Source organism: Sphingopyxis sp., from assembly GCF_035998965.1.
In the GTDB taxonomy this organism is placed as follows: Bacteria; Pseudomonadota; Alphaproteobacteria; order Sphingomonadales; family Sphingomonadaceae; genus Sphingopyxis.
In genome coordinates, this window is sequence record NZ_DASYHE010000081.1 from 1 (window position 1) to 19,523 (window position 19,523).

The following is a 19,523-nucleotide window of genomic DNA, read 5'->3' on the forward strand; positions in this document are numbered from 1 at the left end:
GAGTTCCTGGCGCAGCTGTTCGACCAGTTCCTTGTTGATCGTCACCCCGACGCGGCGCTTGGCTTCGCCGGCGAGCTGTTCGATCAGCTCGTTGCCAAAGGCGGGCGCGAGCGGCTGGGCGATCGCGGCGACGCGGGCGGGCTCGATCGACTTGGGATCGGGGCGCTGAACGTCGGCGAGTGCGATCACCATCCAGCCGCGGTTGCCGGGAATTTCGAGAGTCTTGACGCTGTTCTTGGCCATCGAGAACAGCAGCGAGAGTTCGGGCGGCACCCGTTGACCGTTCTGGCCAAGCTCGCCGCGGCGTCCGCCGATCGTCTGGACGCTGCCGATGTTCGGACCCGCGGCGGCAACGGCGGCGGCGAGCGTCTGGCCGCCTTCGACCGCCTTGACGATCGCGCGGGCCTTGTCACGAGCGACTTTCTGCCCCTGCGCAAAGCGCCAGTCGGTCAGCAGGTCGGCGCGAATCTGCGCGAAGGGCGGCGGCGCGGCGGCAATGATCGATTTCACCGCATAGACCGCGAATTTCTCATTCTCGACCAGCGTGGCGAGCTGACCTTCGCCTTCCGACGCGCCCTGGAACGCCTGGCTGACCAGCGGCGCGAGTTCGGCGGGCAGGGTATAGGCGGGCTGGCCGGGGACACGGCCGCTGGGGAGCAGAGCGGGGGTGGTGGCGAGGGTGAGTTTGCGGTCGGCGGCGATTTCCTCGATCGATGCGCCGCTGTTCACCGCGTCCTGGATCGCGTTGTAATAATCGACAATCGCCTCATTCGCCTTGTTCTTGGCGAGTTCGGTGCGGATGTCGGCGCTGGCGTCGGCAAGGCTGCGCGCCGGACGCGCGGTGACGTTTTCGACGCGCGCGACGCTCCAACCAAGGCCGGTCTGGATTGGACCGATCAGGTCGCCCTGCTTGGCCGCAAAAGCGGCCTTGGCCGCCGCAGCGGTGCTGGTGGCGGCATAGGAGGATTGGGTGAGGTCGCCGGTGGTCGAGGCCGACAGGCCCGCGGCCTGCGCCGCGGCGGCGAGCGACGTGCCGCTGCGCACCTTGGCGGCGAGGGCGTTGGCGGTCGCCTGATCGGGCGCGATCACCTGCGCAAAGCGGCGCGTTTCGCTCGCCGCATATTGCGCGGCATTGTCCTTATAGACTTTGGCGATCTCGGCGTCGGTGACCGCCGGAACCGGCACGCTGGCGGCATCGAACAGCGCATATTGGATCACGCGGCGTTCGGGTAGGGTGAATTTGGCGGCGTTTTGGGTGAGGTAGGTTCTGAGCGCAGCGTCGCCGGGGTCGGCGGTCGGCGCGAAGGCGCTGGCGGGAATGAAGGTCGCCTGACCCCGGCGCTGTTCGAGCAGCAGCGCGGCATAGGGCTGCGCCATGCCGGGGGCGAGCCGCGGCATGCTGGCGATCGGGGCTGCGATCTGTTCGATCAGCAGCTGCTGGCGCAGGTCGCGGCGCAGTCGCGCCTCGGTCAAACCATTTTCGCGCAGGAAGGTTTCAAAACGGGTCTGGTCAAAGCTGCCCGACACCCCTGCAAAAGCCGGAATATCGGCGATGCGGCCGTCGATTAGCCGCTTGCTGACGCCAAAGCCCATCTCGGTCGCGAACTGGTCGAAGGCCATGCCTTCGATCAACTGATCGAGCACCTGGTCGAGCCCGCCCGATTCGACGAATGCAGCCATCGTCATGCCCGGCTGGTCCTGTCGCGCCTGATTATAGGCGAGGCGGACCCGGTCGCGCAGCTCCCCCACGCCGATTTCCTCGCCGCCGACCTTGGCGACGTTGGCGCCGCCGATGCCGCCAAAGGTCGAATTGCCGGTGACGTCGCTGAGCGCGAAAGCCACACCGACGAGGGCGACGAAGGCCAGCGCAAGGAATTTGCCGATGGTCGAGGAAAACATGCGGCGGATGGCGGTAATCATGGGCAGGCAATCTTTCGGCGGGGCGCGGGGGTGCGCCATTGCGCGATGCTTTAGAGGCGCGGCGGCACGGCATCAAGGCGCGAAACGGGCTTTTCGTGGCGGTGCGACACGGCTTGCCTATCGCCCCCGCCCGCCGCTAGGGCTTTGGCATCATTCGGACAGCGGGAGAGACGCGGCAATGGCACGGCGCAAATATGTGATCGGCAACTGGAAAATGAACGGGCTGTCTGCGACGATCGCCGATGCGCAGGCGATTTTCGCTGCCGCGGGCGATCATCCCGGCGTCGATGTGGCGCTATGCCCGCCGTTCACGCTGATCGGTGCGATGGTCGCAGCGGTGCCGGGCGCTGCGGTGGGCGGGCAGGATTGTCATATCGCATCGTCGGGTGCGTTTACCGGGTCGGTCGCGGCGCCGATGCTGGCCGATGCCGGCGCCAGCCTGGTGATCGTCGGGCATAGCGAGCGGCGCGAGGGGTGCGGTGAAAGCGACGCCGATGTGCGCGCCAAGGCCGAGGCTGGGCTGGCGGCTGGCCTGTCGGTGATTTTGTGCGTTGGCGAACCGCGCGCGGTGCGCGAATCGGGCGGCGCGATCGATCATGTGCTGGCGCAGATTGCGGGATCGGTTCCCGATGAATTTGCCGCCGACCGGCTGGCAATCGCTTATGAGCCGATCTGGGCGATCGGGACCGGGCTGGTGCCGACGGTCGGCGATGTCGCGGCGATGCACGGGGCGATCCGCGGCGCACTGGCGGCGCGCTTTGGCGCCGCGGCGGAGGAGATGCGGTTGCTGTATGGCGGGTCGGTGAATGGTGACAATGCGGCCGAGTTGCTGGATGCGGGCGATGTCGACGGGGCGCTGGTTGGCGGCGCGAGCCTGACGGCGGGGAAGTTCTTGCCGATTGTGGCGGCGGCTGCGGCGTTGGGGTGAATAGCCCGATCCTCCCTGTGACGAAGCCATGGGGAGGAGGACCGTCGCCGCAGGCGATGGTGGAGGGGCTGCGACGTTGCGCTATGGCCCCTCCGTCAGCGCTTCGCGCTGCCACCTCCCCATCGCTGCGCGACAGGGAGATCGTCGGGCGAGCGACGATATGCTTGAAGCCAAGCCGCTTCGTCTCTATGTGCGCCGCGGGCGCGGTCCGTTTGAGGGCGTGCAAGTTCAGGAAAATATGATGTCCAGCCTTTTCACCTTCATTCTCGTCCTGCAGGCGCTCGTTGCCGCGGCGATGATCGGCGTCATTCTGATGCAGAAGTCGGAAGGTGGCGGTTTGGGCGTCGGTGGCAGTCCCGGCGGGATGTTGTCGGCGCGCGGCGCGGCGGATTTCATGACCCGGGCGACGACCATTCTCGCGTGCCTGTTCGTCGGCCTGTCGATCGTGTTGGCGGCGATGGCTTCGGTCGGTCGCGGCGGTTCGACGATCGACACCTCGCTTTCGAAAACGGCGCAGACCAGCGGCGCGGCGCCGACGTCTTCGCTGACCGGTCCGGCGCAGCCGACGCAAAGTGCGCCTGCGACGGCGGCACCTGCACCGGTGAGCGATGATCCGCTGGCCGCGGCTGCGGCAGCAGCGACGCAGGAAAGCGCTCCGGCGCCGGCACAGGCGCCCGCCAAGCAATAACCGACAGTTTCGGTTTCAGATAAGCCCGCGCGGCGGAAATAAATTCCGCGTCACGCGATTCGACGGCTTGCGCCGTCCCCCTCCCGTTGAGTAAGTCTTTCCTCCCATGGCGCGGTTCATTTTTATCACCGGCGGCGTGGTCTCCTCGCTTGGCAAAGGTTTGATGGCGGCAAGTCTGGCCGCCCTGCTGCAAGCGCGTGGCTATCGTGTCCGCATTCGGAAATTCGATCCCTATCTGAACGTCGATCCGGGCACGATGTCGCCCTATCAGCATGGCGAGGTCTATGTGACCGACGACGGGGCGGAAACCGACCTCGACCTTGGCCACTACGAGCGCTTCACCGGCGTTGCGGCGCGGCAGAGCGACAATATCACCTCGGGCCGCATCTATCAGCAGATCATCACCAAGGAACGCCGCGGCGATTACCTCGGTGCGACGGTGCAGGTCGTCCCGCATGTGACCGACGCGATCAAAGCCTTCGCGCGCGCCGAACTCGACGACCTGGATTTTGTGCTGTGCGAAATCGGCGGCACCGTGGGCGATATCGAATCGCTGCCGTTCATCGAGGCGATCCGCCAGCTGCGCAACGAAGAGGGGCGCGACAACACGCTGTCGGTCCATGTCACGTTGGTACCTTATATTGCCGCGGCGGGCGAGCTGAAGACCAAGCCGACGCAGCATAGTGTGCGCGAACTCGCCTCGCTCGGCGTGCAGCCGGAAATCCTGCTCTGCCGCTGCGAACGGCCGCTGCCCGATGGCGAGCGCGCCAAGATCGCGCAATTCTGCAACGTGCGCAAAGAAGCGGTGATCCCGGCGCTCGACGCCGACAGCATCTATTCGGTGCCGGTGCAATATCATGGCGAAGGGCTGGACAATGAAGTGTTGCGGCATTTCGGCATCCACGACGCGCCCGCGCCCGACCTATCGCGCTGGTACGACATCATGGACCGCAAGCAGCACCCCGAGGGTGAGGTGACGATCGGCGTCGTCGGCAAATATGTGTCGCTGCCCGATGCCTATAAATCGCTGAACGAAGCGCTGGTCCATGGCGGCATGGCGCACCGGGTGAAGGTCAATATCCGCTGGCTCGACGCCGAAATGTTCGAGCGCGACGAGGATCTCGCGGCCAATCTGGAGCCGCTCCACGGCATTTTGGTGCCTGGCGGGTTCGGCGAGCGCGGGTCCGAAGGGAAGATTTCGAGCGTGCGTTTCGCGCGCGAGCGTAACGTGCCCTTTTTTGGCATCTGTCTGGGGATGCAGATGGCGTGCATCGAGGCGGCGCGGAACACCAGCGGCATTGCCGACGCGTCGAGCACCGAATTCGGCAAGACCGACGAGCCGGTGGTCGGCCTGATCACCGAATGGATGAGCGCCGAAGGGCTGCAAAAGCGCGGCGCCAACACCGACATGGGCGGCACGATGCGGCTGGGCGCCTATGACGCGAAACTGTCGCCGAACAGCCATGTCGCGGCCGTCTATGGCGCCAACGACATCAGCGAGCGCCACCGCCATCGCTACGAGGTCAACGGCGCCTATCGCGAGCGGCTGGAAAAGGGCGGACTGGTGTTTTCGGGCATGTCGCCTGACGGCATGCTGCCGGAAATCGTTGAGCGGCCGGACCATCCGTGGTTTATCGGTGTGCAGTTCCATCCGGAGCTCAAGTCAAAGCCGTTCGATCCGCATCCGTTGTTCGCGGGCTTTATCGAAGCGGCGGTGAAGCAGAGTCGGCTGGTCTGACCGTTCGGATTAAGGGGTATCAGGGGCATGGATCACGCGAAACTCGCCGAGTTGCAGGGCCCCGACAGTATCTTTGCCGGCCTGTCGGCCGAAGATTGGGCCGACATCACGAGCCGCGCGGTCCAGGTCAATTTCGTCAAGGGCAAGGAATTGCTGGTCCAGGGCGATCCCGGCGACATGATGCTGATCCTGACCCAGGGCACGGCGCGCGTGTCGATGCTGACCGGCGGCGGGCGCGAGATCGTGCTGGCCTATGCCGAACCCGGTGCGGTGCTGGGCGAGATCGCGCTGCTCGATGGCGGCGAACGCACCGCATCGGTGACCGCGACGAGCGCGGGGAGCGCGCTGCAACTGGGGCGCAACGCGCTCAAGGATTTTGCCGCGAGCCATCCCGAATTTGCCTGGTCGTTGATGCAACAGCTCGCACGGCGGCTGCGCACTGCCGACCAGACGATCGAAAGCGACCGCGCCTATGCGTCGGGGCCGCGGCTGGCGCGCTATCTGAAACGCCTGATCCACAAGGATGTCGAGGCGTCACACCGCGTTGAATTGAGCCAGACCGAGCTGGGCAATTTTGCCGGGATGAGCCGCGAGCATATCAACCGCCAGCTGAAAAGCTGGGAGGAATCGGGGGTGATTTCGCTGGAGCAGGGGCGGGTAAGGGTGCTCGATACCGCCATGCTGGAGGATATCAGCGAGAGCGAGGGGTAAGGGATCGGCATAAAGCCCGTCTATCCTTCGTCGTCATCCCGGACTGAGCCGGGATCCGCTGCTGCGTCGAAGTCATGGACCCCGGATCAAGTCCGGGGTGACGATGCGGATGGGGGCCATTGGGGAGACGCTCAGCGTCGGAATCACAACGCCCGGGCCTCTTTCGAGACCCGGGCGCGTGTTGACGAACACTCGCCATCCCCTTTTGTTGCAAGCCCGGCGAAAGGCCTGCACTCCCTGGAACCGGGCCTTGGGGCCGCTTGATCCAGAAGTCATGGGGCTAGGCGCACGGGCCCCGTTTGTCACCCTGTGGAAGCCGTTGGGCGGCACTTTTGACTGCCGCTGTGGCTGATGGGCAACATATTCTGCGACTCGCTCGCAAGATGACGTCATGCGGGCGCCCATTGCCAGCGTTGCCGGTGCTGCGTAAAGCGGCGGGATGCGTGTCATCCCACATGCGCCGCAAAGGCCGATTGCTCCATGATCCTGCGTCCATATGAACGCACCATCTTCAAACGCTATATGCTTCCGCAGCGCGGCGAAGGGTTCATCTTTGTCGCTGCGGCGTTCAGCTTTGTTGCGGTCACGCTGGGCGTGGCGGCGCTGGTGATCGTGATGAGCGTGATGAACGGGGTGCGCGCCGACCTGTTCGACAAGATCGTCGGGCTCAATGGCCATGCGGTGGTGCAGGGCTTTGGCGGCCGGCTCGACGACTGGCGCGATGTGCTGAAACAGGCGAAGGCGACGCCGGATGTGGTATCGGCAACACCGCTGATTGAACAGCCTTTGCTCGCGACCTTTGGCGGGCGGGTCGAGGCGGTGCTGGTGCGCGGGATGACGGTGGCGGACATCCGCGACAACGACACGCTGGGCGCCAAGGTGCTGCAGGGCAATCTGGCCACGCTGACCGCCAATGCCGGCAATGTCGCGATCGGCAGCGAGTTGGCGCGCAACCTGGGCGCGACGGTCGGGTCGAACCTGACGATCATCAACCCGCAGGGGCGCCCGACGCCGTTCGGCACCGTGCCGCGCGAGATCAGTTACCGCGTGACCGCGGTGTTCGAGATCGGCGTCTATGATTTCGACAAGGCCTATGTCGTGATGCCGATGGAGGATGCGCAGTTGCTGCTGCTGACCGGCGATCAGGTCGGGATGATCGAGGTCAAGGTGACCGACCCCGACAAGGTCGGCGAGATATTGGCGCCGCTGAAAGAAAAGGTCGCGGCGCAGGCGGTGGTTTCGGACTGGCGGCAGATGAACAGCAGCCTGTTCGAGGCGCTGTCGATCGAGCGGGTTGCGATGTTCGTCATCCTGTCGCTGATCGTGCTGGTCGCCGCCTTCAACATCGTGTCGTCACTGATCATGCTGGTGCGCGCCAAGACGCGCGACATGGCGATCCTGCGCACGATGGGGGCGCCGCGCGATGCGGTGCTGCGTATCTTCATGGCGATTGGCCTGTCGATCGGGATTGCCGGGACGCTGATGGGCATGGCGCTCGGGTTCGGGCTGCTCTATTTCCGGCAGGGCGTGCTGCGCGGGGTCGAGTTTCTGACCGGCCAGCCGCTCTGGGATCCGTCGATCCGCTTCCTGACCGAATTGCCGTCGAAGCCCGACCCGTTCGAGATTGCCGGGATTGCGCTGATGGCGGTGGTGTTCAGCTTCCTCGCGACGCTCTATCCCGCGTTCAAGGCGGCGAATACCGATCCGGTGCAGGTGCTGCGTTATGAGTGACATGATCCTCGAACTGACCGCGCTCAAGCGCAGTTTCACGCAGGGCGATGTGACGATCGACGTGTTGCGCGGGGTCGATGCGCATCTGAAGCGCGGCGAGATCGTCGCGCTGCTCGGGCCGTCGGGGTCGGGCAAGTCGACGATGTTGCAGGCGGTCGGGCTGCTCGAAGGCGGGTTCGACGGGACGATCCGCATCGATGGCGCCGACGTGACGCAATATGAGCAGGGCGAGCGGACCAAGACGCGGCGCGAGAAGATCGGCTTCGTCTATCAATTCCACCATTTGCTCCCCGATTTCAACGCGATCGAGAATGTCGTCCTGCCGCAGCTGATCCGCGGCGCGGGGCAGGCGGAGGCCGAGGAGCGCGCCGCCGACCTGCTGGGGCGGCTGGGCCTCGGCGAGCGGTTGCAGCATAAGCCGAGCAAGCTGTCGGGGGGTGAGCAGCAGCGCGTCGCGGTGGCGCGCGCGCTGGCGAACCGGCCGCTGCTGGTGCTCGCCGACGAGCCGACGGGCAATCTGGACGAGGCGACGGCGGACCGGGTGTTCGACCAGTTTGTAAAGCTGGTGCGCGATCATGGATCGGCGGCGCTGGTCGCGACGCACAATGAGCGGCTGGCGGCGCGGATGGACCGCGTGCTGCGCTTGCACGACGGGCGGATCGAGACGTAGGCATGAGCGCGTGGACCGACCCGCCGACGCTGCGCGGCAAGCATGTCACGCTTCGCCCGCTGGAACACGACGACGCGTCGGCATTGGTAAAGGTGCTGACTCCGCTAGCCGGTCAATTCACCACCGGCGTCCCCACATCGCCCGACGATGACTGGTTTGCGCGCATTTGGGCGGAAACTGCCGCGTATCGCACCATGGCATTCGCGGTACTCGACAGCGAAGGCGCCATTGCGGGCACGACGCGCTTGATGCGCATGGCCAAAGCCCATCGCCGGGTGGAAATCGGCGGTACCATCTATGCGCCGCGGGTCCAGCGCACCGGCCTCAACACCGAAGCGAAGCGGATGCTGCTGGCCCATGCTTTCGACACGCTCGGCTGCCATGTCGTTCAGTTGCGCACCGACTGGCTGAACCATCGCTCGCGCGTCGCGATCGAGCGGCTTGGCGCCAAGCTCGACGGCGTTCTGCGCGGACATCTGATGATGGCGGATGGCCATATCCGCGATTCGGTGGTTTATTCGATCATCGCGTCCGAATGGCCCGGCGTTCGTGCCAGTCTCGACGATCGACTGGCGCGATACAAGGAGTAGAAAAATGACCAAGCTCACCGACTTTCCCGTTCGACTGGCCGATGGAACGATGGGCGATCTGTCACCCTATGCCGGCAAGGTGCTGCTGATCGTCAACACGGCGTCCAAATGCGGCTTCACGCCGCAATATGAAGGGCTGGAAGAGCTGTACCGCGAGTATAAAGATCGCGGGTTCGAGGTGCTGGCCTTTCCGTGCAACCAGTTCGGGGCACAGGAACCGGGCGATGCGGCCGAAATCGCGAATTTTTGTTCGCTGACCTATGACGTCAGCTTTCCGGTGATGGCGAAGATCGACGTCAATGGCGATGATGCCGATCCGATCTTCAAGCATCTGAAGCAGGAAAAGACCGGGCTGCTCGGCAGCGGGATCAAGTGGAACTTCACCAAGTTTCTGGTCGATCGCGACGGCAAGGTGGTGTCGCGGCATGCGCCGACGACCAAGCCGGAGCAGCTGCGGAAAGAGATTGAGGAATTGTTGGGGTAGATTTGCAAAGCCCCTCCCCTTGAGGGGAGGGGTTGGGGTGGGGTCTGTCGGGGTGGCGCAAGGCCGCGAAACCCCACCCGCTGCGACTAGGCAGCAAGCTGCCAAGTTTCGCTGCCCTCCCCTGAAGGGGAGGGCGTATTCGGGCCTTCCCCGAATCGTCACATATGCCTAGCGTCCCCATCATGGCCTACAGCCCCTTTGTCCCCCTGCGCGTCTTTTCCAGTTACACGATGCTCGAAGGGGCGATCGAGCCGAAGGCGATTGCCAAGGCGGCGCGCGAGCGGGGGTTTCCGGCGATTGCGATCTGCGACCGCAACGGGCTGTACGGTGCGATGGCGTTTGGCGATGCGTGCAAGGCGGCGGGGGTGCAGCCGATTGTCGGGGCGCTGCTGAGCGTCGCGCGGCCGGGGCAGCGGCTGGCGAACGGCGCGCCGCAGATCGACTGGCTGGCGCTCTATGCGCAGGACGAGACGGGCTATGGCAATCTGTGCGCGCTCGTGTCGCACGCGCATCTGGGCCGACCCGTCGAGATGGACCCGCACGTCACGCTGGCCGACATGGCGGGACGAACCGACGGGCTGATCTGCCTGACCGCGGGCGGCGAGGGCGCGCTGACGCGCTTGCTGGCGGGCGAGCAGGTGACAGCGGCGAACGATTATGTCGAGCAGCTGGAGGCGCTGTTTGCGGGGCGGCTCTATATCGAAATGTCGCGGCGCGGCGATGCGGCCGAGATCGCCGCCGAAAAGGCGTTGATCGATCTCGCCTATGCGCGCGCCCTGCCGCTGGTCGCGACCAATCCCGCGAGCTTTGTCGAGCCGCAATTCCACCCCGCGCACGACGCGATGCTGTGTATCGCGCAGTCGGCCTACGTCGAAAGCACCGACCGCCGGGTGAGCAGTCCCGAGGCGTGGCTGAAGCCCGCCGAGGCGATGGAGGATGCGTTTTCGGACCTGCCCGAGGCGATGCGCAACAGCCTGGTGGTCGCGCAGCGCTGTGCGTTCATGGCGCCGAACCGCGCCCCGATCCTGCCGAGCCTGGCGGGCGACCGCGAGGCCGAGGCGGCGCAACTGGCGCGCGATGCCCGCGACGGTCTCGACGCGCGGCTGGCGCTCTATGCCGAGCTGACGGACGAGGAGCGGCAGACCTATATCGACCGGCTGAATTTCGAAGTCGGGGTGATCACCCAGATGGGGTTCCCCGGCTACTTCCTGATCGTCGCCGACTTCATCAAATGGGCGAAGGCGCAGGATATTCCGGTCGGGCCGGGGCGCGGTTCGGGTGCGGGTTCGGTGGTCGCGTGGGCGCTGACGATCACCGATCTCGATCCGCTGAAACTCGGCTTGCTGTTCGAACGCTTCCTCAATCCTGAGCGCGTGTCGATGCCCGACTTCGACATCGATTTCTGCGAAACGCGGCGCGGCGAAGTCATTCGTTACGTGCAGGAAAAATATGGCCGCGATACCGTCGCGCAGATCATCACCTTCGGGAAGCTGAAGGCGCGCGCGGTGCTCAAAGATACCGGGCGCGTGCTCCAGATGAGCTATGGCCAGGTCGACCGGCTGGCGAAGCTGGTGCCCAACCATCCGACCGATCCGTGGACGCTCGAACGTGCATTGAATGGCGTCAGCGAGCTGATGACCGAATATAAGCAAGATGACGGGGTACGCCGCCTGTTCGACATGGCGCGCCAGCTGGAGGGCTTGCCGCGCCACAGCTCGACTCATGCGGCGGGTGTCGTCATCGGCGATCGTCCACTCGACCAGCTGGTGCCGCTCTATCGCGACCCGCGCTCGGACATGCCGGTGACGCAGTTCGACATGAAATATGTCGAAAGCGCGGGATTGGTGAAGTTCGACTTTCTAGGTTTGAAGACGCTGTCGGTGCTGAAAGAAGCGCGGCGGTTGCTGGCGCTGCGCGGGATCGACGTCGATCTCGACACGCTGAGCTGGGACGACAGCGCTGTGTATGAATTGCTCCAGCGCGGTGAGACGGTCGGAGTGTTCCAGCTGGAATCCGAAGGGATGCGGCGCACGCTGTCGGCGGTCAAACCGACCAATTTCGGAGACATCATCGCGCTCGTCGCGCTCTACCGCCCGGGGCCGATGGACAATATCCCACTGTTCGGCGCGCGCAAGAACGGGCGCGAGCCGATCGCTTATCCGCACCCGTTGCTCGAGGGCATTCTCGCCGAAACCTATGGCATCTTCGTCTATCAGGAACAGGTGATGCAGGCGGCGCAGATACTGGCCGGTTACAGCCTCGGCGGCGCCGACCTCCTGCGCCGTGCGATGGGCAAGAAGGTGCAGTCCGAAATGGACGCGCAGCGCGACACCTTTGTCAAAGGGTGCGGCGAGCATAACCAGATCGCGCCGAAGGCGGCGAACGAGCTGTTCGACTTGATCGACAAATTTGCGGGCTATGGCTTCAACAAGAGCCATGCCGCCGCATATGCGTTGCTGTCGTATCAGACGGCATGGCTGAAGGCGCATTATCCGCACGAATTTTTCGCCGCGTCGATGTCGTTCGACAGCCACCAAACCGATAAATTGTCGATCTTTATCGACGATATGCGCCGGTCGGGCATTGCGGTGGCGCCGCCGTCGATCAACGAGAGCGAGGCCGATTTTTCGGTCGGGCAAAGCGGCGAAGACCTGACGGTGCGGTTTGCGCTCGGCGCGCTGAAAGGCGTCGGCGAGAAGGCGATGGAGGCACTGGTTGCCGAGCGGCGCGCGAAGGGCGATTTTGCCAGCCTCGACGATTTCGCCAACCGGATCGATCCCAAGCTGCTTAACCGGCGGCAGATCGAGGCGCTGGCGGGGGCGGGGGCGTTCGACAGTATCGAGCCCAATCGCCCGCGCGCCTATGCCGGGGCCGAAAGCCTGCTCGCCTGCGCCAACAGCTCGGCGCACGAGCGGTCGACCGGGCAGGGCGGATTGTTCGGCGGCGACATCGACGTCGCGCCGGTGCTGCAACTGCCGACCGCCGAACCATGGACGCTCGCCGAGCGGATGACGCGCGAGAAGGAGGCGTTCGGTTTCTATTTCTCGTCGCACCCGGTCGAGCAATATGAGGCGATCGTCGCCGCGAGAGGCGCGCGGACCTATGGCGACATCTGCTCGCAGGTCGAAATGACGCCGGGAACGCGGATCCCGATGATGATGGCGGGCATGGTGGAAAATGCGAAAGCGCGGGTGTCGCAGCGCGGCAACCGGTTCCTGAATTTGACGCTGTCCGACCGCAGCGGGCAATTCCAGTCGAGCTGTTTCGACGAGCAGACATGCAAGCTGCTGGAAACGCTGGCGGTCGACGGCGGCTGCGCGATCCTGTCGGTCGAGCTCGACCTGCTCGAAGGCGAAGAAACGCCGCGGGTGACGGTGCGCGGGGCGCAGCCGCTGGCCGAGATTGCGGCAACCGCGGCGTTGGAGCTGACGTGCCGCGTGACATTGCCCGAGGCGATTGCCGACATGGCGCGGCTGCTGGAAAAGCGCGACGATGCGCGCGGCAAAGTGATCCTCGTGGTGGAGGATCCCGACACCGGCGGCGAGATCAGGATATGCCTGGGGCGCCGTTTCGCGCTTGGCGCCGATGTCGTATCGCGGCTCGAAACCGTCGCCGGGGTCAGCGAAACCGCGCTGTCGCTGGTGACGCCGCGCGATTTTCGGGTGCGCGGATAGGCATAGCTGATCCTCCCTGTCGCGCAGCGATGGGGAGGTGGCAGCGCGAAGCGCTGACGGAGGGGCTTTCACACTACCGTCGCGGCCGCTCCACCACCGCTTCGCGGCGGTCCCGCTGGCGCTACGCGCCGTCTGCGACTCCCCCATGGCTGCGCCACAGGGAGGATCGCCAGTTTTCGATGCCCCCTTGCCACACGGACCGTCCTCGCCTTATCCCTTGGGGAAACAAGAGAGGAATGCCCAAATGTCCGGAATGCAGAGCCAGCCGCTGCTGGTCACCAGCCTGATCGACCATGCCGCGCGCGAACATGCGGGGCGCGAGATCGTGTCGCGCTGGGGCGATGGCAGCATCACGCGATCGAACTGGGGCGAGGTCGGGCAGGACGCGCGGCGCTTTGCCGCGGCGATGGTCAAGCTCGGGATGACCAAGGGCGACCGCATCGCGACGCTGGCGATGAACCATGGCCACCATCTGGTCAGCTGGTACGGCAGCGCGGGCATGGGCGGGGTGCTGCACACGGTGAACCCGCGGCTGTTCGACGAACAGCTGGTCTATATCATCAACCATGCCGAAGACCGCGTGCTGCTGTTCGATGCGATGTTCCTGCCGATCGTCGAGCGGCTGCGCAGCCAGTTGCCGACGGTCGAGCATTTCATATTGTTCGACGCGCCCGCGCAGGGGGATTACAAGTCGTACCGCGACCTGATCGATGCCGAAGGCGGCAGCTTTGAGTGGGTCGATCTGGACGAGCGCGACCCGGTCGGGCTGTGCTACACCAGCGGCACGACGGGCAATCCAAAGGGCGTGCTGTACGAGCATCGCTCCAACGTCATCCACGCGATCACCGAGATTCAGCCCGACGTATTCGATATGTCGAACCGCAGCGTGATCCTGCCGATCGTGCCGATGTTCCACGCCAACAGCTGGGGCATTCCCTTTGCGGCCGCGACGGTGGGGGCAAAACTCGTCTTTTCGGCGACCAACGACGCGGCGGTGCTGTGCGACCTGATGCATCAGGAAGGCGTGACGCACAGCGCCGGGGTGCCGACGGTGTGGATTGCGATGTTCGCGCATATGGACGCGACCGGGATCGACTATGGCAAGCTTCACCGCGTCATCATCGGCGGCTCGGCGTGCCCGCGCGCGATGATCGAACGGTTTATGCGCGCCGGGATCGACGTCGGCCATGCGTGGGGGATGACCGAGACCAGCCCGATCGGGACGATGGGCAAGCGGCCGTGGAACTGGGACGAGATGAGTTTCGACGAGCGCGTCGATGTTGTGGCGCGGCAGGGGTGTCCGCCGTTCGGGGTCGAGCTGCGCATCGTTGATGACGAAGATAAGGAACTACCGCGTGACGGCGTGACGAGCGGGCGGCTGCAATGCCGCGGCCCGTGGATCATCCAGCGCTATTTCAAAGCCGATGCCGATGCGGCGGACGCCGACGGCTGGTTCGATACGGGCGACGTGTCGGTGATCCACCCCGACGGCGTCATGCAGATCACCGACCGGGCGAAGGATGTGATCAAGTCGGGCGGCGAATGGATTTCGTCGATCGAACTGGAAAATGCCGCGGTGGGTGCGCCGGGGGTGCAGGAGGCCGCAGCGGTGGGCGTCTATCACCCGAAGTGGGACGAGCGGCCGATCCTGCTGATCGTCAAGAAACCTGGGGCCGAGGTGAGCGAGGCGAGCATCGTCGATTATCTGAAGGACAAGATCGCCAAATGGTGGCTGCCCGACGAGATCGTGTTTGTCGACGAGTTGCCGCATACGGCGACGGGGAAGATTTTGAAGCGGCAGATCCGCGATGATTATAAGGATTATAAGCTGAAGTCGTTGGCGGGGGTGTAAAACACTTCGTCATTGCGAGCGAAGCGAAGCAATCCAGCGTCGCGTAAACCGCTCTGGATTGCTTCGCTTCGCTCGCAATGACGAGGACTAGAACAACTCCATCTGTCCGTCCCGCTCGGGCGGCCTGAACAAATCCGACCGCAGCGGCGGGAATCTGCGGTCCATCCCATGCTCCCTCGCCGCGCGCTTAACGCGGGCGCGAATGAGCTGCGCCCACACGCCCTGGCCCTTCATGCGGGTGAAGAACCCCGCGTCATTGTCGCGGCCGCCGCGGATGTCCTGCACCATGTGCATCACCTTGTCGGCGCGGTCGGGGTAGTGGGCGGCGAGCCACGCGCGGAACAGGGGCGCCACTTCGTGGGGCAGGCGCATCAGGATGTAGGAGGCGCGGATGGCGCCAGCCTGTGCAGCGGCGGCCATGATCGCCTCGATCTCGTGATCGGTGATTGCGGGGATGATCGGTGAGATATTGACCTGCGTCGGCACCCCGGCGTCGATCAGCGCACGGATCGCGGCGAGGCGGCGTTTGGGGTGCGGCGCCCGGGGTTCCAAGGTGCGCGCGAGCGCGGGGTCGAGCGTCGTAACCGAGATCGCGACGCCGACGAGATTGTCGCGCGCCATCGTCGCGAGCAGGTCGATGTCGCGGAGCAGCCGGTCGGACTTGGTGGTGATGAGCAGCGGGTGGCGGGTCTCAGCAAGCGCCTCGATCACCGAGCGGGTGATGCCCCATTCGCGCTCGATCGGTTGGTAGCCGTCGGTGTTGGTGCCGATCGCCAGCGGGGCGGGGGTGTAGCCGCGCTTGGCGAGTTCGGCGCGTAGCAGTTTGGCCGCGTCGGGTTTGGCGAAGAGCCGGCTTTCGAAATCGAGGCCGGGGGATAGGTCGTGAAAGGCGTGGGTCGGGCGGGCGTAGCAATAGATGCAGCCATGCTCGCAACCGCGGTAAGGGTTGATCGACCGGTCGAAACCGATGTCCGGCGAATTGTTGCGCGCGATGATCGTTTTGGGATGTTCGACGGTGACGGTGGTACGGAGTGGAGGCGCCGCGCCGTCAACCAGTTCGGAGGTGTCGAGCCCGTCGCCGTCGGGCTCGCGGTCGAGAGATCCGGTGCGGGTCGGGCGCGGGTTGGCGGGCGCGCCGCGACCGGAGATCGGGGGGAGGGGTTTGGTGGGTTCCACCGAGCGAGGATATCGCGGCGATGGGAACAAAGAAAGAACAATATTACATCGTCATCCCGGCGAAGGCCGGGATCTCACCGGTGATGGGTGACGATAGGGCGAGATCCCGGCCTTCGCCGGGATGACGGAGTGGGAGTTACTCGATCAACCGCGGCATCAAATCCACGAAATTGCACGGTCTGTGCCGACTATCGAGCTGGGTCGCCAAAATGCCTTCCCACGCGTCGGTGACCGCGCCGGTCGAACCCGGCAGCGCGAAGATATAGGTGCCGCGCGCGACCACCGCGCAGGCGCGCGACTGGATCGTCGAGGTGCCGATCGTCTGGTAGCTGAGCCAGCGGAACAGTTCGCCGAAACCGGGAATATCCTTGCCGTCGAGCCGGTGCAGTGCCTCGGGCGTCACGTCGCGGCCCGTCAGCCCGGTGCCGCCGGTGGTGATGACAACGTCGACGTCCGGATCGTCGATCCAGTTGTGGAGGCGCGATACGATCAGTGATGTTTCGTCTTTGATGATCGCGCGCGCGGCGAGGCTATGGCCCGCGGCGGTCAGCAATTCTTCGAGCTTGTCGCCCGAGCGGTCTTCGGCCGCGCTGCGGCTGTCCGAAATCGTCAGGAGCGCGATCCGGACCGGTTTGAAGGTCAGGCTTTCGTCAATCGGCATTGGCCAGGCCGCCCGCCCAGGTCAGCCGGGTGCGGTCCTTGCTGTCGGGGAAGCGCGGCCATTTGCCCTGCGCCAGCGCGGCGCGGCTGACCGATGGCTTGCCCTGCTGCGCTTCGTACATCCAGTAGTTGCGCAGCACGATGCCGACATAGCCGCGCGTTTCCCAATAGGGGATCGACTCCATATACAGCAGCGGGTCGCCATTGTCGCGGATTTCGGACTGCCAGCGCGCGATCGGGGCAGGGCCGGCGTTGTACGCGGCGATCACCTTGGGCAGCTGGCCGCCGGTCGAGGCATCGCGGGCGAGATATTGCAGGTAACTTTGCCCCATATCCATGTTGACCGCGGGGATCGACAGGTCGCGCGTGTCGATGGTGTCGCCGCGCCAGCGCGCGACGTCGCGCGCGGTGCCGGGACGCACCTGCATCAATCCCTTGGCGCCCGCCGGGCTGACGACGGCGCGCTGGAAGCGCGATTCCTGGAGGGTGTGGGCAAAGACGAGCGCCGGATCGACCTTCCACCCGCCATTGGGTTCCCATTTGGGCTGCGGATAGCGTGCGTGTGCGGCGGGCTTGCGGCCCTGCGGCGTGTTGTGGGCGAGGTAGAGCTGCGTTTCGGGCAAGCTGAGCGCGCCCGCCATGGCGAGCAACTGCTCATGCTGGCGCATATCGCCGATCCGCGATTGATGGCGCAGCACGGCGTCGGCATATTTGTCTTCGCCAATTTCGGCGAGTGCCATCGCGGCGCGGACGTTGGGCAGGTTTTCGAGTGCGCGCCAGGCGGAGCGGTCGGCGCGGACGAGCTCGCGCTGGCTGTTCGTCGCGACGCCGAGCGTTTCAACCGCGAGCATTCCGTAAAAGGTTTCTTCATTGGCGGCGGCGGCGCGCAGGCGCGATTGCACGGCAGCGGGTTGGCCGGCAGCGATCGCGGCGCGGGCGGCCCAATAATAGGCGGCGGCCCGAAGTTCGCTGTCGGGCGCCTCGCGCGATACGCGGTCAAAGGCGGTTAGCGCGGTGGGATAGTCACGGGTGCGCCACGCAGCGAGACCCTGAACCCAGGCGCCCTGCGTCGACCATGCGCTACGCCCGCCCGAACATTCAGCGGCGAGGCGCAGTGCGTTCGCATCATCATTTTCGATATAATAGGACCAGGCGACCTTTTGGCGCCATTCGTCGCGGGCTTCGGGGGTTAGCCGGTCGGCGACCGCATTCAGCAAGGCTTCGGCGCCCGCGGGATCGTCGTTCTTGATCCGGTCGGGAATAGTGCGGGTCAGCGCGGCGGCGACGGGATCGCTGCTGACCGCGTCGGCGCCCAGACGGCGCGGGGCGCTGCCAGCCCAGGCGAGGCGGGCCTGGGAAGGAAGCGACGGCAGGTCGGTGGCGCCGCGCTTGGTGGCGAGGCGCCCGAGCTGTTCGGCCTGCGGCAGATAGGGCGAGCGCGACAGGATCGGCAGAATGTCGGCGACTTCGGCGCGCGGGCTGTTGGGGGCGGTCAGCAGTTCGGCGCGCAGGAAATCGGTAAGCGGGCTGTTATCCGACCCGTCGAGCAGTGCCTTGGCATCGGCCCAGCGCTGGCCGCGGATCGCGGTAAGCACCTGCGTGTAGAGCTGTTTCTGTTTCGCGTTCAGAATGTCGGGCACCGTTTGCGGCGCCGCAACGACGTCGCGGCTGCTGGCATCGGCCGCCATCACGGGTGTGGCGGCAAGAGCGGCCACCAAAATCGCGCCTGAAAGAAAAGTCCTGGTCATCATGTTCATCTGTCAACGTCCCCGGTTGAGCAGTTTCAGGCTGTCCCATGCCGCCGCCTTTTGCGCGGGCCGGGCCAGGAGCATCGCAGGATGCGCCACAGCCACCGTCTCCACCTTGCCGCCATCTTGGTTAATATTCAGTAACTTCCCGCGTGTTTCGGGCAATTCGCTCGCCGCCGCCATCCGGACGATGTCGCTGCCGATCAGAAGCAGCCGTTCGGGGTTGGCGAGCCGGACGTGATGCCAGAGCAGCCGGTCGAGTTCGGCCGCCTCAGCGCCGTCGCAACGCCCGCCCGCGGGGCGGGTGACGGCGAGGCTGGCAACATAGCAGGCATCGCGCGTCGTCCCGATGGCGCGGAGCATGGCGTCGAGCAGTTGGCCCGCGGCGCCGGTGAACAAGGCGCCGTCGCGCTGGTCGTCGATTTCGGGCCAGGCGGTGAGCAGCATCAGCGGCGCTTTGGTCTGGCCGAAGGGCAAAATGCGGCGCGCGTCCCACTGGCTGCCCGGGACATCATCGCTGGTCGCGAGCCAATGCTGAAAATCGTCCCACGCGTCGGGAAAGACGACCGGCGCCTTCGTTTCAACTGTTTGTGGCGCTTCCTGACGCTGGAGAATTGCGGGGAGCGGCGCCGCTTCGGGTTCGGGGGCGATGGTCGGTTTCGGCCGCGGTGCCGCAGCGTCATTCGCTGGCGGCAGGACGAGCCAACCGGCCGGTTCCTCGCCCACCAGCGCATCGACGCCCGCCAGCGACCACCAGTCGCTTATGCTTTCCGCCAGCAAGGCTGATTGTGACCCACCCATGTGATTTATCCAAACAGCCTGTTGACGGACACGTCAATTGGCGGGCATCGCATTTCGTGACAGAATGAGCGCCGCTTACGATGAACGATCGGCGCCGGGACGGCAGAAAGGGTAAGCCAAGTGAGCGAACGGGAATCGATGCCCTATGACGT

At 65.3% G+C, this 19,523-nt stretch carries 15 protein-coding genes; 10 read left to right on the plus strand and 5 right to left on the minus strand.

Annotated elements, in window-relative coordinates; genetic code table 11:
- The coding region (locus tag VGN68_RS13820; protein WP_327477456.1) for a peptidylprolyl isomerase at positions 1-1,920 on the minus strand (1,920 nt) is incomplete at its 3' end.
- A 178-nt stretch (positions 1,921-2,098) separates the two neighbouring features.
- On the opposite strand from VGN68_RS13820, the gene tpiA reads away from it, so the two are divergent.
- The 10 genes from tpiA to VGN68_RS13870 all read left to right on the plus strand — a co-directional run bounded on the left by tpiA (position 2,099) and on the right by VGN68_RS13870 (position 14,986).
- The gene (tpiA, locus tag VGN68_RS13825; RefSeq protein ID WP_327477457.1) at positions 2,099-2,848 is read left to right on the plus strand and encodes a triose-phosphate isomerase; all 750 of its coding nucleotides are present in this window, start codon (positions 2,099-2,101) and stop codon (positions 2,846-2,848) included.
- Positions 2,849-3,086: 238 nt separating this feature from the next.
- On the plus strand, positions 3,087-3,536 hold the full coding sequence (gene secG / locus VGN68_RS13830) for a preprotein translocase subunit SecG (RefSeq protein ID WP_327477458.1): 450 nt from the start codon (positions 3,087-3,089) through the stop codon (positions 3,534-3,536).
- A gap of 106 nt (positions 3,537-3,642) precedes the next feature.
- Positions 3,643-5,274, plus strand: a complete 1,632-nt coding sequence (locus VGN68_RS13835) for a CTP synthase (protein ID WP_327477459.1) — start codon at positions 3,643-3,645, stop codon at positions 5,272-5,274.
- A gap of 27 nt (positions 5,275-5,301) precedes the next feature.
- On the plus strand, positions 5,302-5,985 hold the full coding sequence (locus VGN68_RS13840) for a Crp/Fnr family transcriptional regulator (RefSeq protein WP_327477460.1): 684 nt from the start codon (positions 5,302-5,304) through the stop codon (positions 5,983-5,985).
- A 480-nt stretch (positions 5,986-6,465) separates the two neighbouring features.
- Entirely contained in the window at positions 6,466-7,716 is a 1,251-nt protein-coding gene (locus tag VGN68_RS13845; protein WP_327477461.1) for a lipoprotein-releasing ABC transporter permease subunit, read from the plus strand.
- Positions 7,709-8,386: an ABC transporter ATP-binding protein gene (locus VGN68_RS13850; RefSeq protein WP_327477462.1), complete on the plus strand. Its 678-nt coding sequence runs from the start codon at positions 7,709-7,711 to the stop codon at positions 8,384-8,386. Before VGN68_RS13845 ends, VGN68_RS13850 begins: the two co-directional genes overlap by 8 nt.
- A 2-nt stretch (positions 8,387-8,388) precedes the next feature.
- Positions 8,389-8,976: a GNAT family protein gene (locus VGN68_RS13855; protein ID WP_327477463.1), complete on the plus strand. Its 588-nt coding sequence runs from the start codon at positions 8,389-8,391 to the stop codon at positions 8,974-8,976.
- Between the two features lie 4 nt (positions 8,977-8,980).
- On the plus strand, positions 8,981-9,460 hold the full coding sequence (locus VGN68_RS13860; RefSeq protein ID WP_327477464.1) for a glutathione peroxidase: 480 nt from the start codon (positions 8,981-8,983) through the stop codon (positions 9,458-9,460).
- 182 nt (positions 9,461-9,642) lie between these two features.
- Entirely contained in the window at positions 9,643-13,134 is a 3,492-nt protein-coding gene (gene dnaE, locus VGN68_RS13865; protein WP_327477465.1) for a DNA polymerase III subunit alpha, read from the plus strand.
- 253 nt (positions 13,135-13,387) lie between these two features.
- Positions 13,388-14,986, plus strand: a complete 1,599-nt coding sequence (locus VGN68_RS13870; protein WP_327477469.1) for a long-chain fatty acid--CoA ligase — start codon at positions 13,388-13,390, stop codon at positions 14,984-14,986.
- An 87-nt stretch (positions 14,987-15,073) separates the two neighbouring features.
- Here VGN68_RS13870 and VGN68_RS13875 read toward each other — a convergent pair whose 3' ends face one another.
- The 4 genes from VGN68_RS13875 to VGN68_RS13890 all read right to left on the minus strand — a co-directional run bounded on the left by VGN68_RS13875 (position 15,074) and on the right by VGN68_RS13890 (position 19,371).
- Complete coding sequence (locus VGN68_RS13875; protein WP_414713045.1) at positions 15,074-16,162, minus strand: PA0069 family radical SAM protein; 1,089 nt, start codon at positions 16,160-16,162, stop codon at positions 15,074-15,076.
- Between the two features lie 136 nt (positions 16,163-16,298).
- Complete coding sequence (moaB, locus tag VGN68_RS13880; protein WP_327477466.1) at positions 16,299-16,823, minus strand: molybdenum cofactor biosynthesis protein B; 525 nt, start codon at positions 16,821-16,823, stop codon at positions 16,299-16,301.
- Positions 16,813-18,537, minus strand: coding sequence for a lytic transglycosylase domain-containing protein (locus VGN68_RS13885; protein ID WP_327477467.1), 1,725 nt, complete (start codon positions 18,535-18,537; stop codon positions 16,813-16,815). The genes moaB and VGN68_RS13885 overlap by 11 nt, the downstream gene beginning before the upstream one ends.
- A 45-nt stretch (positions 18,538-18,582) precedes the next feature.
- The gene (locus VGN68_RS13890; protein ID WP_327477468.1) at positions 18,583-19,371 is read right to left on the minus strand and encodes a uracil-DNA glycosylase family protein; all 789 of its coding nucleotides are present in this window, start codon (positions 19,369-19,371) and stop codon (positions 18,583-18,585) included.
- Positions 19,372-19,523 lie beyond the last annotated feature (152 nt).